The sequence below is a fragment of the Haloarcula sp. H-GB4 genome, assembly GCF_030848575.1.
In the GTDB taxonomy this organism is placed as follows: Archaea; Halobacteriota; Halobacteria; order Halobacteriales; family Haloarculaceae; genus Haloarcula.
Map to the genome: position 1 here is coordinate 1021764 of NZ_JAVDDX010000002.1, position 23473 is coordinate 1045236.

Here is a 23473-nt window from a genome sequence, read left to right on the forward strand (position 1 = left end):
TCATCCCGGGGCGGGTCTCTTTGGAAAGTCTTAATACCAACACCAAGGTACGAAGGAATGCAACGAAGGCCCGGATGGTGTAGTGGCCCATCATACGACCCTGTCACGGTCGTGACGCGGGTTCAAATCCCGCTCCGGGCGTTCCTATTGCAATCAAACTGGCGAGCACCATGCAGTGTGTGCTTGTCTGCTGCCCGGATGGTGTAGTGGCCCATCATACGACCCTGTCACGGTCGTGACGCGGGTTCAAATCCCGCTCCGGGCGTACTTTTGCGGCGAACAAACTCGTGAGCCGTAAATCCGTAATGGGCGAATTTGAACCCTGGAAGTGGTAGCGCCGAACGGAGTGAGGCGACCGTCTTCCGTCGGTTCAAATCCCGCTCCGGGCGTTTCTCTGCATTCAACTCGACAAGCCACGCGGTTTAGTGAGTCGCGCCCATTCTACATATCAGCCCAGTACGCGCTTTAGTAACATCCAACAGGCAGTACACACCGTTTACTGGCCGAGAAAACGGCATGTACTGATAGCAGACGAACAGGACAACAGCAGACGTCCGGGGGAGTGCCCCCTTGGCCTGTCATAGTGTCCGTCCACCGGGGCCGGACGTGCTATCACTTCACGCGGGGTGGCATATGTTTTGTGTTGGTTGTACGGCGTGCCGGGTAGCGGCTATCAGCGACAAACTGTTTACGAGGCCCCGCAAAAGAGGGGCCATGGAGGACGTGGATGGCGAGGAAATGCCTGGCGCGATTGTCGAGGCGTTCCTCGAACGCGAGGAGGGCGTCCGGGCGCTGCTTGAAGAACTGGAGAAGCTCACTATCGAGGGCCGTCATGAGGAGGTCCGCGACCGAGTTCGCAATCTGGCCGATAGCGACGAGTCAGTGTTTTATACCGTGGCGTTTAGCCTCACCAACTCGCGGCAGTTCTTTGGCGACGTGGAGGCGCAACTGGACGTGACCGCCGCGGACCGGCTCCGGGATCTCGCCGACACGTTTCCCGCGTTAGCCGAGCCGTTCAATATCGTCCGGACGGAGCGGGCGGACGACCGCCTCAACCCGGTAACGGATACGAGCTACGCAGTGAGCTACCACCGTGGCATCGAGTCGCCGATGGTGACATACAGCCCGCTGTCGGGCGAACAGGAGCTGTACGAATCTCGCGGGACGCCAAGCGAGGTGTTGCGGGTCGCGTCCGACCTCACGAGCGCAACGACCGACGCGCTGGACGTAGCGATGGACAACGACTACTCGGTCAACACGGAGGAACTGAGCGCGCTTATCGATCGCCGCGAAGAACTAGAGACAGAGCTGAGCAAGCTCCGGGACCAGCTCGACGAGCTTCGACGGACGCCAGTCTCGGACGAGTAGCGACTGACAGTTCGGACGCAGAGTCATAGAGCAGTACAGAGAGCAAACCCGAATCACAGTGCCGCAACTGGGGCGTTTATGTGTCACGACCGTAAATGCACAGATACGATTTGCTATGGGAATGGACCGACTAGAAGATCAGGTCGAGAAGGAGGGGCGGGACCTGTCGATCCTCGAAGCCGTCATCGAGAACGGGCCGATCGGTATCGTTCGGCTCGCCGAGGAGACAGATGTCCCGAAACACAAGGTGCGGTACTCGCTACGGATGCTGGAAGACGATGAACTCATCGAGCCGACGCCGCAGGGAGCGATTCCGGTGGACAATATCGACGAGCGGGTCGCAACGATCAACGGCGGCATCGACCGGCTGGTCGAACAACTGGACGGGCTGCGAGACGTGTTTTCGTCCACAGAGTAGCGCCGCCGGGACGAGTGGTCGGTATCTGTTTCCGTGGCAGTAACCCTTTTCGAACGCCAAGGTAATGCATCGGTATGGATGTCGCTCTTATCAGCGATTCGCACATCCCGTCCCGGGAACACGAGATTCCGCCGTCGTTCCGGGAACGCATCGAGGTCGCCGACCACGTCATCCACGCCGGTGATTTCGACAGCAAAGGGGCTCTCGCTGACATTCGCCACATGGCGACGGAACTGACCGCCATCTCCGGTAACATCGACCCACAGATCGGGTTGCCGAAACGGGCGACAGTCGAGCTTGGCGGCGTCACGTTTGTCGTGACACACGGCACCGGGTCGCCGCGGGGCTGGGCGGACCGTGTCGCCGCTGCGGTCCGCGAGGGAGCCGACAGCAGCGCCGTTGGCGTCGCCGGCCACACCCACGAACAGACAGACATGATCTACGAGGGCGTCCGGCTCCTGAACCCCGGCAGCGTCACGGGCGCATCGCCGGCAGACCGCCCGACGATGCTGACCGCGACCGTTGAGGACGGCTCGCTCGACGTGGCCCAACACGAACTGTAGCGCGGGTGGGTGAGCGCCGTCGCGCCCGGGATGTACCGGCAGCTGTTGCCACTGTTGGCCGGCTTTGCAGCGAACGGGGGTCTTTTTCCGGCAGAGACCCCACAAGTGGTATGGAAGTCTTCGCGGTCGAGGGGCTGCCCGAGGTCCGCCCTGGCGACGACGTGGCCGAGCTACTCGTCAGACAGGCCGACCTACGGGACGACGACGTGGTCTGTGTCGCCAGCACTATCGTTTCCAAGGCCAACGGACGCGGGCAGTCGCTGTCATCGTACGAGCCAAGCGGGCGTGCGGAGCGCATCGCAGCGACCATCGAGGACATCGCCGACGAGGAGAAGGACCCGCGGATGGCACAGGCGATTCTCGACGAGTGTGAGGAAGTGCTGGTCGAAGCCCCCTTCATCCTCGGCGTGACGAAATTCGGGCACATCACGGTCAACGCGGGCATCGACCGCTCGAACGTGCCCGGCGCGGACCTCCTCTTGCTCCCCGAAGATCCAACGGCGGAGGCCGAAGCGATCCGCGACGGTATCCGCGAGCGGACGGGCGTCGAACCCAGCGTCATCGTCACTGACACGTCGGGGCGGCCGTTCCGCCTCGGCCAGCGCGGCGTCGCGCTGGGCTGGGCCGGGCTCTCCGCCTCGCGGGACTGGCGGGGCGAACACGACCGCGACGGCCGCGAACTCGAAGCCACCGTTCAGGCCGTCGTCGACGAACTCGCCGCGGCGGCCAACCTCGTCACCGGCGAAGGCGACGGCGGCACACCCGCCGCAGTCGTCCGCGGTTTCGACTTCGGCGACCACGCGGGCAGCGAGCAACTGTTCCGCGACCCGGAGAAAGACGTAGTCAGACAAGCACTCAGAGAGTGGTCTCATGTACGCGATTGAAATTACCCCGGAACACCCGGTCGCACAGCTCGCCTCATTTGCCGAACAGGCCGAATCGAACGCGCTCGACGCCGTGTACGTCAGCCATCACTACAACAACCGCGACCAGTTCATGTCGCTGACCGCGATGGCCGAGCGGACCGATGAGGTACTGCTCGGTCCCGGCATCGCCAACCCCTACGAGACGCATCCGGTGACACTGGCCTCGCGGGTCGCAACGCTCGACGAACTGAGCGACGGGCGAGCCCTCTTCGGTATCGGGCCGGGGGATAAATCGACGCTCAGCAACCTCGGCTTCGACCACGACGACGCCCTGCGGCGCGTGCTTGAGACGTTCACGACCGCGCGGAAACTCTGGGACGGCGAGCGAGTCGACAACGATGGAACCTTCGAGGCCGTTGACGCCGGGCTGAACTACGAGGTCGACGATATCCCGGTGTACGTCGGTGCACAGGGGCCCCACATGACCCGGATGTCGGCGAAACACGCCGACGGGGCGCTGTACAACGGAGCGCATCCAAAGGACCTCGCGTGGGCACGCGAGCAGGTAGAAGACATGGCCGACGAGCGACCCGAGGAGTACGGTGAGTTCGACCTCGCGGCCTACGCCAGCGTCTCGGTCGCCGAGGACGAGGCCGAAGCGCGGGAGGCCGCTCGGCCACCGGTCGCGTTCGTCGCCGCGGGGTCGCCACCGCCGGTGCTCGACCGCCACGGCATCAACCACGAGGCCGCCGACGACATCGGGCAGGCGATTTCGGCCGGCGATTTCACGGCCGCATTCGAGGGCGTGACCGAGGCGATGCTGGACGCGTTCTGTATCGCCGGGACGCCAGAGGCGGTGGCTGAGCGCACAGCGGCGTTAGAAGAACACGCTGATAGCGTGGTGTTCGCGTCGCCACTCGGGCCGGATGTCGAGACAGCTATTGATTTGCTTGGGGCGGTCCTCGACCGCCAGAGCCGCTGAACAGCGAGAGCACGGCCCCCAGCGACAGGTACCCGAAGAAGACAACAGAGACGGTCGTGATGACGGCACCGACGGCGAGCATAAGTGCCGCCAGCGGGTCGTTCAGTGCCACGTCGAGGAACCAGCCGGGCATGTCGATGATGCTCTGGAGCAGTTCCGACAGCAGTCCTTGCATTACCTGAACGTTAGCGTGGCCCTACTTTGCGTTTGCGTTCCCGGCTACCACGTGGACTCCCGGGAGCTGCTGTCGCGCAGCGCCACGGGCGAATGACCCTACGCAACAGGCTCAAGTTCCGCTGAAAAGTGTCTGAGTTCTTCCATTGGGGGCTCCCAGACGATTTCCAGGCCGGAGTACTCGTCGCGGCGGTCACGAACTCGTGCAGCGGTCTCCGCGATGTGTTCGAGGTGTTCGTGCCAGTACGTCCGGCGAGGAAGGGCGAGACGGACGAGTTCCGGACGGTTAGTCCCGGGGAAGGCAAACGAGCCGAGTTCGACTGTCCGGACGCCGCCCTCGCGGTAGAGTTCGCAGACGAGTCGCTGCCCGGGGTACTGGTCGGCGGGAATATCCGGGAACAGGGCGGCCGCATCAATGTAGACGGCGTGACCGCCGGTCGGCGTGACTATCGGGATATCTCGATCGCGCAGGAGGTCCCCGAGGGTCGCGACCTGTTCGATTCGCTCGGCGACGTACGGCGGTTGAACCGCTTCCCGCAGGCCGGTCGCCATCGCTTCAAGATCACGACCTGCGAGGCCACCGTAGGTCGGGAATCCTTCATACAGGATCGCGCGCTGTTTGCACTGTTCAAACAGGGCAGCGTCTCGGACAGCCGTGAACCCGCCGATGTTTGCCAGTGCGTCCTTTTTGCCACTCATCGTGATTGCGTCCGCGGGACGTAACTGCTCGCGAGCAATCTCGCTGAGGGGCGTATCGGCGTATTCGGGGTCCCGTTGCTTGATGAACTGTGCGTTTTCAGCGAACCGACAGGCGTCGATGACGAACGTTGCATCGATTTCCGTGGCGAAGGCGGCTGTCTCGCGGATGTTCGCCATCGACACCGGCTGGCCGGCGGCGGAGTTGTTCGTGATCGTCAGAACGACGGCCGAAACAGCGTCCTGCCCGTGCTCCTCGACGGCGTCCCATCCCCGGTCTGTGGAGAAGTTTCCGGCAAACGTCCCGACGCTATCAGTGGTCAGGTCCGTCTCTGCCGGGCAGTCAACCGCGACTGCACCCTGATTCGTCACGTGTGCGCGGGTGGTGTCAAAATGCGTGTTGTTGAGAACGACGTCACCGTCGTCCAGCAGCGCCCCGAACAGGACGTTCTCCGCGCCGCGGCCCTGGTGTGTCGGGACCACGCGGTCGAACCCCATCACGTCGGCGACCGTCTCACGGAAGCGTTTGAACGAGCGCGACCCGGCGTACGCCTCGTCACCTCGAACCACGTCCGCCCACTGGTCGTCACTCATCGCGCCAGTTCCCGAATCAGTCAGTAAGTCGATAAAGACGTCATCCGCAGCGAGGTTGAAGACGTTGTGTCCGGCCTCGGTGAGCGCGGTCTCACGTCGCTCACGGGGCGGAAGCTGTATCGAGGTCACCGATTTGGCCTTGTACGAGCGCATGCTGTGTCGCAGTACGCCGACCGACTTATCTTCCGCCTGATATTTTGTGTACGGAAGTGGGCTGAGATGTCCATCACCAGACGGGTACGGCTATCGGTGGACACGTGTTGCTAGGAGGCAGAAATAGCGGGCATTTTGAGGCCGCAACTGCTGGGGGAACGTATGAGTGTCCGCGAGGAATTCGACGCGTGGGCGGCCGAAGGCAAAGACAGAGGCATGGAGGACCGGCACTGGCACACCGCCAAGCACGTCCTCGCCCGGATGCCGGTCGAGCCGGGCGACACGGTACTCGACCTCGGGACGGGCTCGGGCTACGCGCTCCGTGCGCTCCGAGACACCAACGACGCCGGTCCCTGTTATGGCCTCGACGGATCGCCGGAGATGCTCCGGAACGCCCGCGAGTACACGGACGACGACGGCATCGGGTTCCTGCGTGGGGACTTCGACGCCCTGCCGTTTGCGACCGACAGCATCGACCACGTGTTCTCGATGGAGGCGTTCTACTACGCCAGTGACCCGCCACACACCCTCGAAGAGATCGCGCGGGTGCTGCGACCCGGCGGGACCGCCAACATCGCGGTGAACTACTACGAGGAGAACGTCCACTCCCACGAGTGGCAGGAGTTCATCGACATCGAGATGACCCGCTGGAGCGCCGACGAGTACCGCGAGGCGTTCCGCGAAGCGGGTCTGGCCGTGGCTGCACAGGACACGATCCCCGACCGCGAGGTGGAGATTCCGCCGGCAGACACGTTCCCCACAGATGAGTTCGAGACGCGCGAGGCAATGGTCGAGCGCTACCGCGAACTGGGGACGTTGCTGACCGTCGGCGTCGCCACCGAATAACGGCCCGGACGGCGTGTCAAAACGCGGACTACGAGTGGAACGACCGACAGGGTATTTTGTGGCCGCAGGCAAAACCACTGTGTATGGCCGAGGACACCTCGCTGGAGGACTTTCTCGACGCTGGCGACGAGAGCGAGGCCGAAGGAGAGAGTGGTGCGTCTGCGGGAGACGATACTACAGAGCCAGAAAGCGAAGCCTCCGGCTCTGAAGCTTCGACCGACGCGGTCGACCCGGCCGTGACGACCTACGCGTGGTCGCCCGACGGAGCGGCCTGTGCCGAGTGTGGCGAGGTCGTCGAGCGGCGGTGGACACAGGACGGACACCTCGTCTGTGGGGCCTGTAAGTCCTGGTGAACAGCGCTACCGGCCGTCAAACGGATGTGTGTTGTTCTCACCCATCCACAGAGTTACATACGCTCACGCCGTAATTGTAGCTACAATTGAACGGCCCGGAGGATGTGGCACCCACACAAGACACTTACTGGTCGACAGGGCAGAGTATCCCACTAGTCCCCGTGCCGAGGCGTCGTCCCACGAGACCGCGACTATGACAGACACTGATACCCCACACAGTCAACAGTCGGACAGTCCCCTCCGCGACGCCACACGCGTCGCCAATCAGGTGATCGAAAACGTCGAGCAGGTCATCGTCGGGCAACACGCCGCCATCGAACACATTGTCATCGCGCTGCTCGGCCGCGGTCACGTCCTGCTTGAGGACGTCCCCGGCGTCGGCAAGACGATGCTTGCTCGCTCTGTTGCCGCGTCCTTCGACGGCGAGTTCAAGCGCGTCCAGTTCACCCCGGACCTCCTCCCGACCGACGTGACCGGCGTCAACATCTACAACCAGAAGACACAGGAGTTCGAGTTCCGGCCGGGTCCGATTTTCGCCAACGTCGTTCTCGGCGACGAGATCAACCGCGCGCCGCCGAAGACGCAGTCGGCGCTGCTGGAGGCCATGGAGGAACAGCAGGTGTCCGTCGATGGGACCACACATCCCGTTCCACAGCCGTTTACCGTCATCGCCACGCAGAACACGGTTGAACAGAACCGGGCCTACGACCTGCCGATGGCCGAACTCGACCGGTTCATGACGAAACTGCATCTCGGCTATCCGAACGAGGCGGCGGAGACGGAGATGCTGGGTGATGTGGTGGGCCACCATCCCATCGAGGATCTCACCTCAGTCGCTACCCTCGATGCGTTGTCCGCCGCCCGGGAAACGGTGGCCGACGTGGTTGTTGAGGAGCCCATCCGCTCGTACGCGACCCGGCTGGCACGGTACACGCGGGAGAACGCACAACTGGGCGTTAGCCCACGGGGGAGCATCTCGCTGCTCCGGGCTGCACAGGCCCGCGCCGTGCTCGATGGTCGCAGCTACGTCATCCCCGACGACATCCAGACGGAAGCGCCGGTTGTCCTCCCACACCGAATCCGGACCGAGAGTAGCGAGCAGGACGCTCGGGCACTCGTCGCGGAGGCACTCGATACCGTCTACGTCGAATGAGACCGACACGACGCGGCTTCGCCGTCCTCGCTGTCGCCGTTGCCGCCCTTCTAGTCAGTGCCAGATTCGGTCAGTCCGGACTCACTGCTGTCGCTGGCCCGCTGTTCGTCGGCGTGTTCGCCGCCGCCGTGCAGGTTCACTGGAGCGGTGCGCCGACTGTCGAACTAGGCCATCTCCGCCGTGGGTTTCCCGGCGAGACGAAGTCCGTGGAGTTCCACGTCGACGGCAGCGGCATTGCGACAGTCACCGCTCGGCTCTCCGAGGGGCTTGCTGGGGAAACGACGGTCACAAGGTCACTGCCGGCGACGGTGGCGTACCGGGTCACTTACACAGCCCGGGGTGAGCAACGGGTTGGCCCCATCGAGGCGACGGTGACGGACGCGCTGGGACTTATCGGCGAGAGCTACACCATCGAGAGCGATAGCGACGTACTCGTGTATCCGCCCGTCTACCGACTGGGTGGCACAGACGCGTTCGCACGAACGTTCACGCCGGAGAGCGAGGACCGGCAGTCGTTCGACCGGCTACGCGAGTACGTCAGCGGCGACTCGCTACGGGATGTTCACTGGAAATCCAGCGCCAAGCGCGAGGATCTGTTAGTCAAGGAGTTCGCTGATGACCGGAGCGACCGGACCCTGCTCGTCGCTGCGGAGGCCCGCGAAGGCCATGCCGACGAAATGGCCGCCGCCGCAGCAACGATCACGATGGCCGCGCTGGAGAGCGGTCTCGCGGTCGAACTCGCCGTCCCGAACGGCACGGTCGAGCAGGGGTACGGCGACACCCACCGGACGCGACTGCTCGAACTGCTGGCCCGGGCTGACGCGGGCCAGACCGGCCGGGTGGATGACGCTGACGTGGTCGTCACGGCCAACGGCGACGGGGTCACGGTGTCGGTCGACGGCCGCCGCCAATCCTTCGCTGCTGTGACCGCCAGTCAGGACAACCCCATTGCAGGCGAGGTGAACGGATGAGCGCCGGCGTCGCGGAACGAGTCCGCCGCCAAGTCCCGTGGAGTGGGTCACGAATACTGGCATTGCTTGCGGCGGCGCTGGCAATCGGCGCGCCGCTGCGGACGATGTACTATCTCAGCGACGTGGTCGGCGACCCGACCCTGTTTCTGGCGCTCACCGCGCTCTCGCTTGTCGGCGCGACGCTGCTGGCCCGTGTACTCAGACCGCCCCTCGCGGTCGGTGTCGGCGCAGTACTGTTCGCCGGGGGACTCATCGCATACATACTGAACCTCTCGACGAATCCGGCGATAGCGGAGCTTCTGGGCGACACCGCCGCCCTGCTGACCGGGCGGTCGCTGCTCCAGATCGCCAAAGTTAGGCTGTGGGTGCTGTCGTTCGCGCCGGCACCGGTGTTTCTGACGTGGTACTTCGCGCTGCGGCGCTGGTACGTGACGGCGACAGTGGCGGCCGGCACAGCGCTCGCGTTCTTCGCTCTGACGACCGACGCCGGTGTGGTAACGACGCTGCTGGGTGTGGTCGGCATCGCAGCGACGATCGGCTTCGGGACGCTCGATACGCTGTCGGCGGACGAGTCGGCAGACCTGACGAAGCGGCCCGACGCGCTGACTGGCAGTGACGGAACGGAGCACGCGGACGATGACGGCGACGGCATCGACGCCGGGCGGCGCGCTGTCCTCGAACAGTTGGCGGCGATAATCGTGATCCCGACGGCGCTGTCACAGGTGCCGATCACCCGAGACAGTTTGCTGTCGTACGACGACGGATCAGAGGGCCAGACTGTCGAGGGGAGCCTCTTCGACGCCGGAGAGTCCCTTTCAGTACGCGGGAGCATCTCGTTGACGCCGGAGATCCGGTACACGGTCGAAAGCGAGGAACCGCGCTACTGGCGGGTCGCCTCTTACGACCGCTACACCGGCAACGGGTGGGTACGGACGGAGAACCCGATCCCGTACGACGACCAGCGCCTCGACTCTCCTGAGGGAGAAACCCGGACGCTTCGACAGGAGTTCCGGGCAGAGTCGACCATCGGGACCGTTCCGGCTGCTTGGAAGCCCGTCCGCTACTCGGGGGAGCCGTCGGTATCGGTCTCCAGCGAGGGCGGGTTCCAGCCCGACGGCACGCTGTCGACGGGCGACAGCTACGAGGTCAGGAGCGAACTACTCGTGGCGGCCCCGGACGGGCTGCGCGAGGCCGGCACTGACTACGACGATACGACTGCGGAGCTGTACACTCAGCTCCCCGACAGCACGCCGGACCGGGTCGCGGAACGGACAGCGATTCTCACCGCGAACGCCGAGAACCCCTACGAGACGGCGCTTGTCGTCGAGCGGTGGCTGCAGGACAGCAAGAACTACTCACTTGACGTCGACCGCCCCGATTTCAACGTCGCGGACGCCTTCCTCTTTGAGATGGACGAGGGGTACTGCGTCTACTTCGCGACGACGATGGTGACGATGCTCCGGACCCAGGGCATCCCGGCACGCATGACCGTCGGGTACACCGCCGGCCAGCGAATCGACGAGAACCAGTGGGTCGTGCGCGGGCTCAACTCTCATGCCTGGGTCGAGGTGTACTTCCCCGAACAGGGCTGGGTACAGTTTGACCCGACGCCATCCGGGCCGCGTGAGGCGGTCAGACAGCAACGTATCGAAGACGCGAGTTCGGACGAATCGTCGCCCACCGTCGGCGACGGGAACCCGGTAGAGCAGTACACGCCATCCGACACGTCGACGCCCGCCCCGCTGACTGAGACCAACGGGACCGAGACCGAGCCGACGGAGACACCAACGGCCACGGAATCCGACACACCCACCGGCACAGCAGGGGAGTCAGACACGGACGAGAGAAGGGAGCTGCGCCTGCCGGAGCTCCCGTCGCGCGAGGAGATGACCCTCGGGGTCGTCGCGTTGCTCGGCATCGCGGCGGGCGCGCGCCGGTCCGGCCTCAGCGAGCGAGCCTACCGGGCGGTGTGGCTGCGCTACCAGCGCCGTGTGGACCCCGAGACCGACGTCGAGCTGGCGTTCCAGCGGGCTATGTATGTCCTTGCGAAAGAACACCGAAGCCGCAAGGGCGGAGAGACGGTACGGGCATATCTCGACGCAATAGGGGCCGGCGACCGGGTCCGGCGGCTGGCGACGTTACGGGAGCGACTCCGGTACGGCGGTGAGATCGACGAAGCGATTGCCGACGAAGCCGTCGAAATCGCCGACGGGATCGTCTCCGAGCGATAGTCCCCGACAGTGTTTAATAGGTCGTGTTCGTAGGCGCGATTGTAATGTCGGAAGTCTGCTCGACGTGCGGGCTGCCTGAGGAGCTCTGCGTCTGTGAGGACGTCGCTAAGGAGTCCCAGGAGATTAACATCCGCATCGACGAGCGCCGTTACGGGAAGGAGGTAACGATTATCGAGGGATTCGACCCGAAAGACGTCGACATGGACTCACTGTCCTCAGACCTCAAATCAAAGTTCGCCTGCGGTGGCACTGTTGAGGACGGGCAGATAGAGCTCCAGGGCAATCACACGGGCCGCGTCGAGGATTTCCTCCGCGACAAAGGTTTCAACGTCGCCTGAACTCCTGACTGCCAACGGTTCTCGTGAGAGCGCCGTGGCAAGCCGCTGCTGTGTCCTGCTCGCCAGCTTTTCAGCCCGGTCTGCTCGCGAGTGGTCGCTGCGATCGGCTACGAGTGGTTCAGGCCTGACTGTTTTTTGCCATCGTGGGAGCTCCCGGCAGCGGTCGGTCAACCCAAGTGTTGGTGCATGATACCGACACCCAAAATCGGCGGTCAAGTATTTCAACCACGGGGCGGTAACTGTTTGCAATGTTCGGTGTACCCCGGCGGGTGGTGGCCGTCGGACTCGTGGTGCTTCTCCTTGGTGGGGGGATCGCGTCGCTCCCGGCGGCGGCGACCGCTGACCACGGGACGGTGGCCGGGGCTACCGACGGAGCGGCGGCTGGAGCCGACGAAAACTGTACGTACAAAACCGAGACGACATCGGCTCAGCGTGGACAGGCAGTTGAGGCGGTGCAGTCGTCGACAGCCGCCAGCGAGTCGAATGGCTCGATACTCCGGACGGGAAGGGCCGAGACGTATCGACGGCAGCCGCGCGGACAGGGTGGAGACACAACCGGAATGGCAGCCCCAGCAGAGGCCAACATAGAGACGGGGACGGCCACGTCGGGGACGACACAGACCAGCGACGGTGACGTGATTCAGCAGACACAGACCTACGCACGTGTGACCGAAGAGCCGGGTGAAGTCGCGGTGACCGTGGCCTACGAGGTCCCAGACCGGGTCGTCAGCCTCGAAACGCACGTCCCAGCAGAGGCGACAGTGACCGAAACGAGCGGATTCGAGCGCCTCAACGAGTCCGTGTACGAGTGGGAAGAAACGACAGATACGGCGACGATCAGCTACCACATTAACCCGAATCAGACCATCAAAAAGAGCGGTCCAGAGGGATCCGAGGGCCGATATCTCAGCGTCGATACGGGCGAGTGGGCGCTGCTCACGCGGTCGCGAACGCCGACGCGCTGGCGCTACACTGGCCAGGACCCCGTCAGGTACAACCGCACGCTCCAGACGGCAGGCCCGGGTGCGGCGGGCGAGGAAATCGTGTATCTCGGCGAAGTGGCGACCTTCGAGGAGACGGCACACAACCAGACGTTCACACTGGCTGTCCCGGAACGGGCGACGATGACAGCCTCGCCGATTTCAGTCCTCGACTCGATGGCGAACGCGTCGAACGCTCTCCGAGTGGGTGACCGTGACGAGCAGGTGTTCGTCGTCGCCGCGCCGTCCGGGGCTGTCGACTGGGGCGTCGAAGGGTATCAGATCGGTGACGCGGATATGTGGGTCCAGTCCCGGCAATCGCTGGATACCGCCAACAACGTCTGGCTCCACGAGTACGTCCATAGCCGGCAGGCCTACGAGACGACACGGGAGACGCGGTGGACGGTCGAGGGCTGGGCGACATACTACGCTGCGGCCCTGACGCTGGAACAGAACCGGATCGGGTTCGACGAGTTTCGGGCACAGCTTGCAGCAGGCGGGCTGCCAGTCTACAGCGACGTGACATTGACTGACAGGTCAAGCTGGACGACCAATGCGAACTACAGGAAAGGGGCGCTCGTCGCCGGGCGAGCGGATGTCCATATCCGCTCGGCTACTGGCCGTAACCAGACACTCCAGAGCGTGTTTCAGTCGCTGAACGGCTACCGTGACCCGGTCACGCAATCGCAGTTCCTCACCGAGTTCGAGGCCGCTGGCGGGGAAACCGTCCGGAACACGACCGCGACGGAGACCGAGACGACAGCGACGGTGACGATGTGGAACGGGACGACACATCGACGCTTGTTCGGCGCGATTCCCGCCCGTATCGGCTACAGCCTGCCACCGGTCGATCAGACGGACGCCTACCGCGCAGATAGTCTCTACCGGTCGAACGCACCGGTTGGCGGGAGCGAACCGATCCGGCTGGCGACCAACGAGACGCTCGCGGTCGATGCGGTCGTCGAGAACGCCGGCGGTGAGGCGGGGGCGTACAACGTAACGCTCGCGGTCAACGAGACCGTCGTCGCCGCGAAACGGGGCCAGATCGAACCAGGGGTACGGACCGAGGTCGAAGTGTCACACACGTTTGCCGACCCTGGCCGATACGTCATCAGCGTCGACGGCGATACCGTCACTATCGTGGTGACGGAACCGGCAGCCGCCAGCGTGACCGACGTCACCGCGAGTTCGAGAGAAGTCAGGCAGGGTGACAGGGTCGACGTGACCGCTACTGTCGCCAACGACAACGGTATTCCGGGGACGATAGCGGTCGAGTTCCGCCGCAACGATGTCGTGTTCGCTGAGCAGCGGCTGTATCTCCCGCCACAGGCGATGAGAACGGTCGCGCGGACAGTCACCCTTGACGAACCCGGAACAGTGTCGCTATCAGCGGGTGACGGACGGAACACGACGATGGTCGATGTGGTCGTTTCGACGAGAACGGCGGCATCAACGTCGACGCCGACGGAAATGCGCACAGACAGACAGACGACAACTGGAACGGGCGACGGCTTTACCGCGCTTGTAACCGGACTCGCAGTGTTACTTGCGGTGCTGATTGCCCGTCAGCGTCGTTCCTGACACGAGCCCGAAGGGAACAGTTATTGCGGTCGGCCGGTCGTTGTCAACCGTGAACGTCGGAATCGCGTACGCCATCCTGTCGGCGCTGGTGTTCGGGGTATACCTGTTCGTGATGAAGCGGTGGTTCACCGAATACCCATCTCCCGTGTTCCTGTTGCTTACCTACAGCCTGGTCCCCATCGTCTACCTCCCGATCGTCTTCATCAGCAACGAGCCATTCCTCCCGGCGGGAAACCGTATTAACGTCCTCTCGTCGATACTCGCCGTGACGGCAGTGACGGCAGTGGGACTGCTCACCCTCTTTCGGGCGATCCGCGTCGGCGAAGTCTCCTACGTTTCGCCGATCAGCAAAATCGTTCCCGTGTTCGTGTTGCCGCTGGAAGTCGGCCTGCTGGGCCAGCACCTCTCACCACTGCAGGTCGGCGGCGTCGTCGTCGCGACCGCCGCCGTCTACGTCGCGAACTGGCAGGGCACAGCGTTACTGGCCCCGCTCAAACGAGCCCGACAGTCCCGGCCCGCACAACTGGCGCTGCTATCGGCAGCGGCGTTCGCACTCGTCGATGTAAGCAAGCGGGTACTGATGCAAGAACTGGCTATCGAACCGACGACATATATCCCGGTGATGGCCGTCGGCATCGCCGCGTTGATGACCCCGTTCGCGTTCCGGTACCAGGTCCCACCGGGGTGGCGAGGGGACCTCCCGAAGTTCGTCGTCGCGGCGATGTTCGTCGCCTACGCGAACCACATCGTGTTGCTGTCTTTCCAGTTGCTCCCAGCGAGTATCGTCTCACCTATCGTCAACGGGCAGGCTATCGTCGCCGTCATTCTGGGTGCGATTGTTCTCGATGAGGCGCAGTTCCGAGCACGCCTGGCCGCTGCGGGGCTGGCTATCGTCGGTATCGCAATGATATCGGTCGGATAGAACGGTTAGGCCGACTTTCGCTCCGAGGAGCAGCCAACCTGTACCGCATAGCTCGATTGAAGCCACGCGGTCGGGTTCTCGGTGTCGTAGACGACGACGTCGCCGCCGCCAGTAGTGAAGCTGCCGTACTGCTCGTCGGAATCGGTAGTATCGCGCGACGCTGGTTCCATTGTGGTACAAGGGCACATCCGACACAGCGCTACATAAATGTTTCTCAGATGTGGTATGAAGTATTATTAGCATACTAGGATTTACCCGCATGATATCGTCCTACTGAGAGACCAGCACCGATATGTGGCCGCCGGCAAAGGCCTCAGACATGACACGAACGGACGCCCCAGTAACACCGCCAGTCGTGCTGACCGTCGCCGGCAGCGACTCTGGTGGCGGGGCCGGCATCCAGGCCGACCTCAAGACCATCGAGGCCTGTGGCGGCTTCGGGACCAGCGCGATCACGAGCGTGACGGCACAGAACACCACGGGCGTACAGGGCCAGCATCTGCTCCCGATTGAACAGATCGAGGCCCAGATCGAGGCGGTCACGGAGGATTTCGACGTGGCCGCGGTCAAGACGGGGATGCTCGCGACCAGCGACGTCATCGACCTAGTCGTGGACCACGCCGCCGACCTGCCGAATCTCGTCGTCGACCCGGTGATGGTGGCGGCTTCGGGCGACCGGCTACTGGCCGCCGAGGCCGAAGACGCCTACAAGACTCTCATCGCTGAAGCGACGGTTGTCACGCCGAACGCCGACGAAGCCGCCGTCCTGACCGGGCGCGATGTCGACGACCCTGCGGCCGCGGAACGGGCAGGCCGTGACCTCGTTGAGATGGGAGCCGACAGCGCGCTCGTGAAGGGGGGACACGTCCCAGGCGACGCCGTCGTCGACACCCTCGTGACCGAGGACGGGGTGACGACGTTCCGCCACGACCGCATCGACACCGAGGCCACTCACGGCTCCGGCTGTACGCTCTCTTCGGCCATCGCAGCACAGCTGGCCCACGGCGACGACCTGCCAACGGCGGTCGGAAGTAGTATCGACCTACTTGCGAGCGCGGTCCGGTACAACGTCGACGTCGGGGAGGGCCCAGGCGCGGTCCACCACCTCGTCCAGACGCGCAACGACGCTGCGCGCCATCTGACGAGCGAGGCCGTCGAGCGGGCTGTGTCGGCGCTCGTCGATGCGGACGTGTCGGCGCTGGTCCCCGAGCGAGGGCTAACCGTCGCCGGCGCGACACCCTACGCAGAGACACCGGACGCGGTCGCCGCCGTCGAAGGCCGTATCACCCGGACGATGGACGGCGTCCGGCCAAACCGCGGCGTCCGCTTCGGCGCATCGACGACAGTAGCTCGCGCCCTGCTTGCTGCCCGGGAGCACGACCCAGCGGTCCGGTTTGCCGTCGACTGCCGGCTGACCGACAGCATCGAGGACGCGCTGGCGTCGCTGGACGGGCCTGTCGCTGCGTACGATCCCAACGAGCGACCGGACGGGGTTTCCGACGACGCTATGGCGTGGGGCGTCGGTCAGGCATTCGAGACCAGCGAGGGGACACCGGTCGCCGTCGTCGGCCGCGAGGGCGTGGGTACCGATGGGCGCGTGACACTGTTCGCAGCGGACGCTGACGACCTCGTCTCCCGGGTGGAGACCGTCTACAGGACCATCGAGGACGACGTGTAGCCGGTCAGTCGGTCGTGCGTTGGTCCGACACAGACGGTGGCCGCGTTTAACCGCGAGCAACGCATACCCAGACGTATGAGTGAGACACAGTCGAGCGAGCGGATCACGGTCTTCTCGGACTACGTCTGCCCGTTCTGTTATCTCGGACGCGAATCGCTCAGGCAGTACCAGTCGACGCGTGAGGACGAACTGGAGGTCGATTGGCATCCTTTCGACCTTCGGAGCGGGAAGCGCAATCCCGACGGCTCCATCGACCACACCGTCGACGACGGCAAAGACGAGGACTACTACGAGCAGGCCAAGGAAAGCGTCCGCCGGCTGCAAGCGAAGTACGACGTCGAGATGGATCTGGATATCGCCACCGACATCGACTCGCTGCCCGCCCAGATTGCCTCCTACTACGTCAAAGAACACTACGACTACGAGACGTGGCTGACCTTCGACGTAGCCGTCTTCGAGGCGCTGTGGCAGGACGGACAGGATATCGGCGACGAAGACCTGCTGGTCAATCTGGCCGAGGACGCGGGCGTCGACGGCGACGAAATCCGGTCGGCGCTCGCGGACGACGCTCTCCGCTCTGCGGTCCGCGAGAAATTCACTGCGGCCAAGCGCCAGGGCATCACCGGCGTCCCGACGTTCGCCTACGATGGCCACGCCGCCCGCGGCGCGGTTCCGCCCGAGCAGCTCGAACGGCTGGTCGAAGGTGCCTGAGCGAGGCGAACAAAGCGGCATTGCCTGCGCCTGAGCTCACGCGACGCGGTTCCGCAGTGATTCGCCGTGTGTGACCCGTTCGATGTTTTCCTCAACAAGTGCCGCGATGTCCTCGTGATACCGGCTCGTGGACGCGGCGACATGTGGCGTCACGATGGCCGACTCGTGGTCCCAGAGCGGATGGTCGCTCGGGAGCGGTTCCGCCCAGTGGGCGTCCAGAGCCGCCCCCGCAATCGTCCCGTCGTCAAGGGCGTCCAGCAGCGCGTCCTCGACGACGACCGGTCCCCGGGCGACGTTGACGAGGTAGCTGTCAGTCCGCATCTGTGCAAGGAGACTGGCATCGGCCATGCTCTCGGTCTCCTTGGTGAGCGGACAACACAGCACAACGAAGCGCGCGTCGGCGACGGCGGTGTCCAGTTCGTCGGGCGTGTATACGCGCTCGACGTTCTCGGCGGGATCACCGGAGCGGCGAACGCCGACGACGTCCATCCCCAGCGCACCGGCCCGTTCAGCGACGCCCTGACCGATAGTGCCCAGTCCAACCATGCACACCTGCTCGCCAGTCAGCGTGAACGGCGCGTCGTACGGTTCCTGTGTCCAGTCGTTGTCGCGCTGCCGGTCCCGATAGACGTGGAGGCGGCGGGCGAACGCCGTCAGGTAGCCGACGACAGTCTCTGGGACGGTGTCGCCGTGGATACCGGTGCTGTTCGTCAGCGCCGTCCCGGTGGCCTCGTAGGCAGCCACGTCGAACTCGTCGTAGCCCGCCCGGATACCGTGAACCCAGGTGGCGTCCAGAAACGCGTCCCGCGGCGAGAAGGTGACGACGCAATCACCGGCATCGAATGAGGCGTCGTCGCCGACAATCTCGACGGGAATGTCAGGCCCCTGTAGCGCGGCGACCATCGACTCCAGCGGACAGGCCTTCGCAACCGACTCGTGGACAGCGATTCTGGAGATATCCATATCCGTCCCTGCAGCGGAGACAGTATAGTCCTTTTCCGGAACGCGGCAGGGTCTCCAGCCGATCAGTTCCAACGACTACCGAGCGCGTCGACGCCGTCACGGAAGTTCCCGCGGACCTCGTCGTAATGGGAACCCACGGCCGGACCGGGCTGGACCACTATCTTATCGGAAGCGTCGCGGAGACGGTCGTCCGTGAATCACCAGTGCCGGTGCTGACCGTACAGTTGTCTGAGGAGTAAGCCACGGTGGCCAGAGTCCTGCGTGACCGCATCACCCATCGACCAGGCCTAGCCGGGACGGATTAGTAGCTCGGTGGTACGCGGACAACACGAGCGCGTGGAACGCGACGAGGACACCGACACCGACGACGATGACTGCGACCTGCAGCGGGGTCGAGAGCAGCCCTAGCGAGACGATGAGCGTCGTCGCACAGGCCGGCGCGTGAACCGTATCGGTCGCAATCATCCCCCAGCTCGTCACGACGAGCGAGAGCGTCGCACTCGCAACGAGGCGGAGCCCGGCCATCGAGAACGCCGCCGGGTCCGCGACCAGCGAGACGCCTGTTGCGAGCAGGACGTACGCGACAAGCCCAGCGAGACCGCCGATGAGATGGCTCACGACGACGCTGACCAGTCCTGTCCGGTCGCGGTCCCGCTGAAACGCGAGCATGAACGCAGACGGGCCGAGACTCGGGAAAATAAACGGTTGCCCGGTCACCCACGCGAGCGTTCCGAGGACGACAAACAGCACGCCAGCGTACAGGCTCGTCCCGACCCGATGCCGTCGCATTGCTCCCGGTAGGAAACTGGACGGATAAGACAGTCACGGTCCGACAGAGTCGACCCGAGTGGAGACGACAGCGGTCAGAGAGCCGCCATCGTCGTGTCGTCCTCGCTCGGGGCCGACGGTGGCCGCCCACCACTCTCGCGGAGTTGCTCAAACGCGACTGCGATAACCGCAGTGCTGTACAGCGACAGCAGCGGTTGGAAGACGATAGTCGGTAACTGCGAGGCCGGCCCCGAAAGCGCCAATGCGCCGAGGAGCCCGATAGCTCCGCCGAGGAGCCCCGCAGCAACAACGACGATGAACAGCAGCCCAAACAGCGCTATCCGGTCGCCCTCGGTGAGCCGGTAGCTCTCTTTGAGCGCCGCGATGAAGTTCCGATCTTCGACGATGATGTACGGTGCCATGAAGACGAACGCAACGTACGCAAAGATACCGGGGATAATGAGCAATATCGACCCGATGAACACCAGCAGACCGTAGACGAGTCCGCCGACCAGCACGTTCACCATCGCGAGTGGGACATTCCGTGTGAACGCTCCCTCGGGGAAGCTAGTGCGTGCCCCAGCGACAAACGTTCGGAAAGACACGATAGTGAGATACAGTGAGATCACGGAGCTGACAGCGATACCGGCACCAGCAACAGTAAGCGGGATGTCGAAGGTGAGCGGCATAGCTGCGGCAATCTCACCGTATCCCAGTCTGGCATAGGACGTCGCCAGAATAGTGTTTAGCAGTGCCTGCAAGCTAACTATCAGGGCTAAAAACGCTGCGAGTAGTATCCCGCCGGTACGACTGAACAGCCGGTACCCCGCCTCTTCGAGGGCGGAGCCGATTTGGAGGGCCATCGTCGGACCACTTCGACAAGCAATGGCAAAAGTGTTGCTTCAGTGTGACAATGCAACCCAGTTCACACGTCCGATTCCGACCCGCGCTCGACGAACTCGATCAGGTCCTCAGCCGGGACGAATCCGTCGGCACGGCGGTGAATCAGGTCTCCGTCAGCAAATAGCAGGAACGTCGGCACGCTCCGGACATCAAACGCGTCGACAGCATCGAGGTCGTGTTTCGGATTGAACACGATCACTGTGGCGTCAGTGGCTTTCGCAGCGATGTCAAGTATCGGCTCCATCGACTTGCAGATAGTACAGCCAGTTGTTCGGACCATCACCAGCACGCGGTCATCCGTCGCCAGTACGTCGTCGAGTTCGTCCCGTGTTTCGACCGTCTGAACGCTGTGTTCCGTTTTCGTGTCCATGGGGGCAGTACGTGCCACAGCGCGAAGAACCCCGCGACGAGTCACGCTCGTTCGGCCGCAACTGCTGTCCGGGGCCGTCAGTCCTCGATTTCACGGACGACCGACGCGGGGTTGCCCTGAACGACGACGCCAGCGGGAACGTCGTCAGTGACGACTGCGCCAGACCCGATGACGGCGTCGTCACCGACGGTGACGCCCGGGTTGATGACCGCCTGCCCGCCGACCCAGACGTTGTCGCCGATAGTCACCGGCTTCCCGTACTCGACGCCGCTGCGTCGTTCATCCGGGTCGAGCGGATGCGTCGCGGTGTAGATGTGGACGCCCGGCCCGAGCAGGCAGTCGTCGCCGATATCGACCCGGCAGACGTCCAGTACGACGCAGTCGAAGTTCGCGTAGAACCCCTCACCGACGTGGATGTTGTCGCCGTAGTCACACCGGAACGGCGGTTCGACGTGGCAGTCCGCGCCGACCGAGCCGAACAGGTCCTCGATGAGCGCCTGTCTGGTGTCAGTGTCTGCCGGGTCGGTCTGGTTGTACTCCCGGGTGAGTTCGTTCGCACGCTCACGGGCGGCGACGAGTTCCGGGTCGCTCGCGTCGTAGCGCTCGCCAGCGAGCATCTTTTCTTTTTCAGAGGGCATGCCGACCAGCCTCCGGAGTCTCTCTCGCGGTGCAGCGAGGGATAGTCATAGTGGGCTGTCGAAGCGCCCTGATAAGAGATGTTGGGGTCGGCATCGCGTCCCGAAACACGACCCACCCTGCTAGCCCGGAACGGATTTATAGTCGACCGTCGCCTACCATGGTTCGTGAACCGCACGGCAGCGCTCGACGCAGTCGTCTTCGGTGTCGACATCCAGAGCGGCGACGTGCGCGGCGACGCGCCGTCGTACGCGCTGGTGGTCTTCGACGGGGAATCAGTCGAGCGAGACGTGGTCTCGCGGCGGAAGCTCCGCCGGCGCATCGAGGACGAGGAGCCGGCCATCGTCGCGACGGACAATATGTACGAACTTGCCGAGGACAAGGACGCTCTGATCCACGTCCTCGGGTCCCTCCCCGACGAAACGAAACTGGTGCAGGTGACCGGCGACGAGCGGCCCGAACCGCTTTCCCGGGTCGCCAAACGTCACGGCGTCCCCTACGGCAAGGACCCGATGGAGGAAGCCGAGGCCGCGGCCCGGCTGGCCGCCGCCAACGTCGGGCAGGAGGTGTCCGCCTTCACCGATACAACAGAGGTGAAGGTCTCGCGGGGCCGCTCGACCGGAAAAGGCGGGTGGTCAGAGGACCGCTACACCCGGCGCATCCACGGCGCAGTCCGGAAGCGAACGCGCGATATCGAGTCCGAGCTCGACGCTGCCGGCCTGGAGTACGAGCGGGACGTGACAGAGAAGTATGGCGGGTTCTCCAACGCCGTGTTTCAGGTCTCGGCCCGACCACAGGACATCCCGGTATCGAGAGCCCGGTCGGGCGACACGCGCGTCGAAATCGAGCGACAGCGGCGGGACGGCATCGAGTTCAAGCCGCTCGCGAAACGGCGCGACCACGTCGTCGTCGGCGTCGACCCCGGAACGACGACGGCCGTTGCCATCGTCTCTCTGGACGGCACTGTACTGGACGTGTACTCCTCACGCACTGACGACGCCGCCGCGACGACGGAGTGGATTATCGAACGCGGACGGCCCGTCGTCGTCGCCGCCGACGTGACGCCGATGCCAGAAACGGTCGAGAAGCTCCGGCGCTCCTTCAGCGCCGCCGGCTGGGAACCCGACACCGACCTTCCGGTCGACGAGAAGAAACACCGGACCCGGGAGGAGGCGTACGACAACGACCACGAGCGAGACGCGATGGCCGCCGCCCTCTACGCCTTCGACAACCACGCCGACCAGTTCGAGCGCGTCGCGGGCAAGGTCCCGCCACAGTACGATGTCGGACCGGTCATCGACCGCGTCGTCGCCGGCGAGGAGAGCGTCGAAACAGTGTTGCGGGACCTCGAAGACGACGACAGTGAGGACGAGGACACCACGGCGCACGAACCGCGGGAACTCACCGACGACGAGAAGGAGATCAAGCGGCTGAACGCCCGCATCGAACGGCTCGAATCACACGTTGACGACCTCAAAGAGACAATCAAGCGCAAGGACGACCAGCTCTCGGAGAAGGACAAGCAACTGGAGAAGGCCCGCAGCGAGGGCCGGCGCGAGGTCAGAAAAGACCGCGAGGTGACGCGGCTTCAGCGGCGTAACGAGGCCCTCGAACGGAAAGTCGATGAGGAGGAGGAGAAACGCGAGGCGCTGGCCGACAAGCTCGAGAGGCTGAAGGCGCTGTGGAAGCTCGATCACTCGAACTTCGCCGATGTCTCAGAGAAACAGGAGGGGCTGACCCCGGTCAAGGTGGTCGAACAGTTCACCAGAGACGCCATCGCCGACGCTGATGAACGGTTCGGCCTCGTTGAGGATGACATTGTCATGTTCCGGGACGCCTCGGGCGCGGGCCGGTCGACGGCCCAGCAGCTGGCGGATATCGACCCGAAAATCGTCCTCCGGAACGGGAACCTCTCTGACATCGCCGATCAGGTGCTGTTTGATAACGACATTCCTGTCGCGCCAGCGGAGATGGTCACCGTACAGGAAGTGGACGAACTGGCCGTCACCCGCGAAGGCGAAATCGAGGCGGCAATCGAGGACTGGGAAGAGCGCGCCGCCGACCGCCGGAAGGAGCAGAACGCGGAGATGGTCGACCAGATCATCAGCGAACACCGGGCTGACCGGCCGACGAGCGAGAACTAGGTACTGTGTTGGCGGCCGGTGAACAGTCGCTAGCCGGCCCCGCCACCGGTGCGGGACTGCTCCGACAGCGAGCCAGCCGTACTGCGTAGTTATGTCCTTCGGGTGCGTCTG

At 64.2% G+C, this 23473-nt stretch carries 25 protein-coding genes and 2 tRNA genes; 19 read left to right on the plus strand and 8 right to left on the minus strand.

Features of this window, described 5'->3' with window-relative positions; genetic code table 11:
• Positions 1-68: 68 nt before the first annotated feature.
• From RBH20_RS13795 to RBH20_RS13825, 7 genes are all read left to right on the plus strand, one after another.
• Positions 69-141, plus strand: a tRNA-Asp gene (locus RBH20_RS13795).
• 51 nt (positions 142-192) lie between these two features.
• A tRNA-Asp gene (locus RBH20_RS13800) sits at positions 193-265 on the plus strand.
• 449 nt (positions 266-714) lie between these two features.
• Positions 715-1368: a hypothetical protein gene (locus RBH20_RS13805; protein ID WP_004959117.1), complete on the plus strand. Its 654-nt coding sequence runs from the start codon at positions 715-717 to the stop codon at positions 1366-1368.
• A gap of 121 nt (positions 1369-1489) precedes the next feature.
• Positions 1490-1786: a winged helix-turn-helix transcriptional regulator gene (locus RBH20_RS13810; RefSeq protein WP_306709548.1), complete on the plus strand. Its 297-nt coding sequence runs from the start codon at positions 1490-1492 to the stop codon at positions 1784-1786.
• 74 nt (positions 1787-1860) lie between these two features.
• Positions 1861-2349, plus strand: a complete 489-nt coding sequence (locus RBH20_RS13815; protein ID WP_306709550.1) for a metallophosphoesterase family protein — start codon at positions 1861-1863, stop codon at positions 2347-2349.
• 110 nt (positions 2350-2459) lie between these two features.
• On the plus strand, positions 2460-3233 hold the full coding sequence (locus tag RBH20_RS13820; RefSeq protein ID WP_306709552.1) for a coenzyme F420-0:L-glutamate ligase: 774 nt from the start codon (positions 2460-2462) through the stop codon (positions 3231-3233).
• Positions 3220-4197, plus strand: coding sequence for a 5,10-methylenetetrahydromethanopterin reductase (locus tag RBH20_RS13825; protein ID WP_306709553.1), 978 nt, complete (start codon positions 3220-3222; stop codon positions 4195-4197). Before RBH20_RS13820 ends, RBH20_RS13825 begins: the two co-directional genes overlap by 14 nt.
• Here the strand turns inward: RBH20_RS13825 and RBH20_RS13830 are convergent.
• Together RBH20_RS13830 and RBH20_RS13835 are read right to left on the minus strand one after the other, a co-directional pair.
• Positions 4154-4372, minus strand: a complete 219-nt coding sequence (locus RBH20_RS13830) for a hypothetical protein (protein WP_306709555.1) — start codon at positions 4370-4372, stop codon at positions 4154-4156. The two genes, RBH20_RS13825 and RBH20_RS13830, sit on opposite strands and share 44 nt — an antisense overlap.
• A gap of 98 nt (positions 4373-4470) precedes the next feature.
• On the minus strand, positions 4471-5814 hold the full coding sequence (locus tag RBH20_RS13835) for a tryptophanase (protein WP_306709557.1): 1344 nt from the start codon (positions 5812-5814) through the stop codon (positions 4471-4473).
• Between the two features lie 162 nt (positions 5815-5976).
• Here RBH20_RS13835 and RBH20_RS13840 point away from each other — a divergent pair, with 162 nt between their 5' ends.
• The 8 genes from RBH20_RS13840 to RBH20_RS13875 all read left to right on the plus strand — a co-directional run bounded on the left by RBH20_RS13840 (position 5977) and on the right by RBH20_RS13875 (position 15189).
• On the plus strand, positions 5977-6660 hold the full coding sequence (locus tag RBH20_RS13840; protein WP_004959132.1) for a class I SAM-dependent methyltransferase: 684 nt from the start codon (positions 5977-5979) through the stop codon (positions 6658-6660).
• 83 nt (positions 6661-6743) lie between these two features.
• On the plus strand, positions 6744-7013 hold the full coding sequence (locus RBH20_RS13845; RefSeq protein WP_306709561.1) for a hypothetical protein: 270 nt from the start codon (positions 6744-6746) through the stop codon (positions 7011-7013).
• A gap of 193 nt (positions 7014-7206) precedes the next feature.
• Positions 7207-8166 carry a MoxR family ATPase gene (locus tag RBH20_RS13850; protein WP_306709563.1) on the plus strand — a complete coding sequence of 320 codons (960 nt, stop codon included), beginning with the start codon at positions 7207-7209 and terminating at the stop codon, positions 8164-8166.
• Positions 8163-9137, plus strand: coding sequence for a DUF58 domain-containing protein (locus RBH20_RS13855; protein WP_306709565.1), 975 nt, complete (start codon positions 8163-8165; stop codon positions 9135-9137). The genes RBH20_RS13850 and RBH20_RS13855 overlap by 4 nt, the downstream gene beginning before the upstream one ends.
• The gene (locus tag RBH20_RS13860; RefSeq protein WP_306709567.1) at positions 9134-11368 is read left to right on the plus strand and encodes a transglutaminase domain-containing protein; all 2235 of its coding nucleotides are present in this window, start codon (positions 9134-9136) and stop codon (positions 11366-11368) included. Before RBH20_RS13855 ends, RBH20_RS13860 begins: the two co-directional genes overlap by 4 nt.
• 44 nt (positions 11369-11412) lie before the next feature.
• The gene (gene yciH, locus RBH20_RS13865; RefSeq protein WP_004516073.1) at positions 11413-11706 is read left to right on the plus strand and encodes a stress response translation initiation inhibitor YciH; all 294 of its coding nucleotides are present in this window, start codon (positions 11413-11415) and stop codon (positions 11704-11706) included.
• 248 nt (positions 11707-11954) lie between these two features.
• Entirely contained in the window at positions 11955-14267 is a 2313-nt protein-coding gene (locus RBH20_RS13870) for a peptidase (RefSeq protein WP_306709580.1), read from the plus strand.
• A 40-nt stretch (positions 14268-14307) separates the two neighbouring features.
• Entirely contained in the window at positions 14308-15189 is an 882-nt protein-coding gene (locus RBH20_RS13875; protein ID WP_306710467.1) for a DMT family transporter, read from the plus strand.
• Between the two features lie 5 nt (positions 15190-15194).
• Here the strand turns inward: RBH20_RS13875 and RBH20_RS13880 are convergent, their stop codons facing one another.
• Entirely contained in the window at positions 15195-15359 is a 165-nt protein-coding gene (locus RBH20_RS13880) for a hypothetical protein (protein ID WP_004590650.1), read from the minus strand.
• Between the two features lie 122 nt (positions 15360-15481).
• Between RBH20_RS13880 and thiD the strand changes: the two genes are divergently transcribed.
• Positions 15482-16867 (plus strand): bifunctional hydroxymethylpyrimidine kinase/phosphomethylpyrimidine kinase, encoded by a 1386-nt coding sequence (thiD, locus tag RBH20_RS13885; RefSeq protein WP_306709582.1) that lies wholly within the window; start codon positions 15482-15484, stop codon positions 16865-16867.
• Between the two features lie 75 nt (positions 16868-16942).
• Complete coding sequence (locus RBH20_RS13890; RefSeq protein ID WP_306709583.1) at positions 16943-17578, plus strand: DsbA family protein; 636 nt, start codon at positions 16943-16945, stop codon at positions 17576-17578.
• Positions 17579-17614: 36 nt separating this feature from the next.
• On the opposite strand, the gene ddh is transcribed toward RBH20_RS13890, so the two are convergent.
• A complete protein-coding gene (gene ddh / locus RBH20_RS13895; RefSeq protein WP_306709586.1) occupies positions 17615-18541 on the minus strand; it encodes a D-2-hydroxyacid dehydrogenase in 927 nt (308 codons plus the stop codon).
• An 8-nt stretch (positions 18542-18549) separates the two neighbouring features.
• On the opposite strand from ddh, the gene RBH20_RS13900 reads away from it, so the two are divergent.
• Entirely contained in the window at positions 18550-18780 is a 231-nt protein-coding gene (locus RBH20_RS13900; protein WP_373567967.1) for a universal stress protein, read from the plus strand.
• A gap of 31 nt (positions 18781-18811) precedes the next feature.
• Here the strand turns inward: RBH20_RS13900 and RBH20_RS13905 are convergent, their stop codons facing one another.
• From RBH20_RS13905 to RBH20_RS13920, 4 genes are all read right to left on the minus strand, one after another.
• Positions 18812-19330 (minus strand): HPP family protein, encoded by a 519-nt coding sequence (locus RBH20_RS13905; protein ID WP_306709588.1) that lies wholly within the window; start codon positions 19328-19330, stop codon positions 18812-18814.
• Positions 19331-19404: 74 nt separating this feature from the next.
• Complete coding sequence (locus RBH20_RS13910; protein WP_306709590.1) at positions 19405-20172, minus strand: hypothetical protein; 768 nt, start codon at positions 20170-20172, stop codon at positions 19405-19407.
• A 62-nt stretch (positions 20173-20234) separates the two neighbouring features.
• On the minus strand, positions 20235-20582 hold the full coding sequence (locus tag RBH20_RS13915) for a thioredoxin family protein (RefSeq protein WP_306709592.1): 348 nt from the start codon (positions 20580-20582) through the stop codon (positions 20235-20237).
• A 77-nt stretch (positions 20583-20659) separates the two neighbouring features.
• Positions 20660-21220 (minus strand): sugar O-acetyltransferase, encoded by a 561-nt coding sequence (locus RBH20_RS13920; RefSeq protein WP_306709594.1) that lies wholly within the window; start codon positions 21218-21220, stop codon positions 20660-20662.
• A gap of 165 nt (positions 21221-21385) precedes the next feature.
• Here RBH20_RS13920 and RBH20_RS13925 point away from each other — a divergent pair, with 165 nt between their 5' ends.
• Positions 21386-23362, plus strand: a complete 1977-nt coding sequence (locus RBH20_RS13925; RefSeq protein WP_306709596.1) for a DUF460 domain-containing protein — start codon at positions 21386-21388, stop codon at positions 23360-23362.
• Positions 23363-23473 lie beyond the last annotated feature (111 nt).

What these genes read in the sequence shown, in the direction of transcription:
- RBH20_RS13805 (WP_004959117.1), top strand. Translation starts at nt 715, where the DNA reads ATGGAGGACGTGGATGGCGAGGAAATGCCTGGCGCGATTGTCGAGGCG.
- RBH20_RS13810 (WP_306709548.1), top strand. Translation starts at nt 1,490, where the DNA reads ATGGACCGACTAGAAGATCAGGTCGAGAAGGAGGGGCGGGACCTGTCG.
- RBH20_RS13815 (WP_306709550.1), top strand. Translation starts at nt 1,861, where the DNA reads ATGGATGTCGCTCTTATCAGCGATTCGCACATCCCGTCCCGGGAACAC.
- RBH20_RS13820 (WP_306709552.1), top strand. Translation starts at nt 2,460, where the DNA reads ATGGAAGTCTTCGCGGTCGAGGGGCTGCCCGAGGTCCGCCCTGGCGAC.
- RBH20_RS13825 (WP_306709553.1), top strand. Translation starts at nt 3,220, where the DNA reads ATGTACGCGATTGAAATTACCCCGGAACACCCGGTCGCACAGCTCGCC.
- RBH20_RS13830 (WP_306709555.1), bottom strand. Translation starts at nt 4,372, where the DNA reads ATGCAAGGACTGCTGTCGGAACTGCTCCAGAGCATCATCGACATGCCC.
- RBH20_RS13835 (WP_306709557.1), bottom strand. Translation starts at nt 5,814, where the DNA reads ATGCGCTCGTACAAGGCCAAATCGGTGACCTCGATACAGCTTCCGCCC.
- RBH20_RS13840 (WP_004959132.1), top strand. Translation starts at nt 5,977, where the DNA reads ATGAGTGTCCGCGAGGAATTCGACGCGTGGGCGGCCGAAGGCAAAGAC.
- RBH20_RS13845 (WP_306709561.1), top strand. Translation starts at nt 6,744, where the DNA reads ATGGCCGAGGACACCTCGCTGGAGGACTTTCTCGACGCTGGCGACGAG.
- RBH20_RS13850 (WP_306709563.1), top strand. Translation starts at nt 7,207, where the DNA reads ATGACAGACACTGATACCCCACACAGTCAACAGTCGGACAGTCCCCTC.
- RBH20_RS13855 (WP_306709565.1), top strand. Translation starts at nt 8,163, where the DNA reads ATGAGACCGACACGACGCGGCTTCGCCGTCCTCGCTGTCGCCGTTGCC.
- RBH20_RS13860 (WP_306709567.1), top strand. Translation starts at nt 9,134, where the DNA reads ATGAGCGCCGGCGTCGCGGAACGAGTCCGCCGCCAAGTCCCGTGGAGT.
- yciH (WP_004516073.1), top strand. Translation starts at nt 11,413, where the DNA reads ATGTCGGAAGTCTGCTCGACGTGCGGGCTGCCTGAGGAGCTCTGCGTC.
- RBH20_RS13870 (WP_306709580.1), top strand. Translation starts at nt 11,955, where the DNA reads ATGTTCGGTGTACCCCGGCGGGTGGTGGCCGTCGGACTCGTGGTGCTT.
- RBH20_RS13880 (WP_004590650.1), bottom strand. Translation starts at nt 15,359, where the DNA reads ATGGAACCAGCGTCGCGCGATACTACCGATTCCGACGAGCAGTACGGC.
- thiD (WP_306709582.1), top strand. Translation starts at nt 15,482, where the DNA reads ATGTGGCCGCCGGCAAAGGCCTCAGACATGACACGAACGGACGCCCCA.
- RBH20_RS13890 (WP_306709583.1), top strand. Translation starts at nt 16,943, where the DNA reads ATGAGTGAGACACAGTCGAGCGAGCGGATCACGGTCTTCTCGGACTAC.
- ddh (WP_306709586.1), bottom strand. Translation starts at nt 18,541, where the DNA reads ATGGATATCTCCAGAATCGCTGTCCACGAGTCGGTTGCGAAGGCCTGT.
- RBH20_RS13905 (WP_306709588.1), bottom strand. Translation starts at nt 19,330, where the DNA reads ATGCGACGGCATCGGGTCGGGACGAGCCTGTACGCTGGCGTGCTGTTT.
- RBH20_RS13910 (WP_306709590.1), bottom strand. Translation starts at nt 20,172, where the DNA reads ATGGCCCTCCAAATCGGCTCCGCCCTCGAAGAGGCGGGGTACCGGCTG.
- RBH20_RS13915 (WP_306709592.1), bottom strand. Translation starts at nt 20,582, where the DNA reads ATGGACACGAAAACGGAACACAGCGTTCAGACGGTCGAAACACGGGAC.
- RBH20_RS13920 (WP_306709594.1), bottom strand. Translation starts at nt 21,220, where the DNA reads ATGCCCTCTGAAAAAGAAAAGATGCTCGCTGGCGAGCGCTACGACGCG.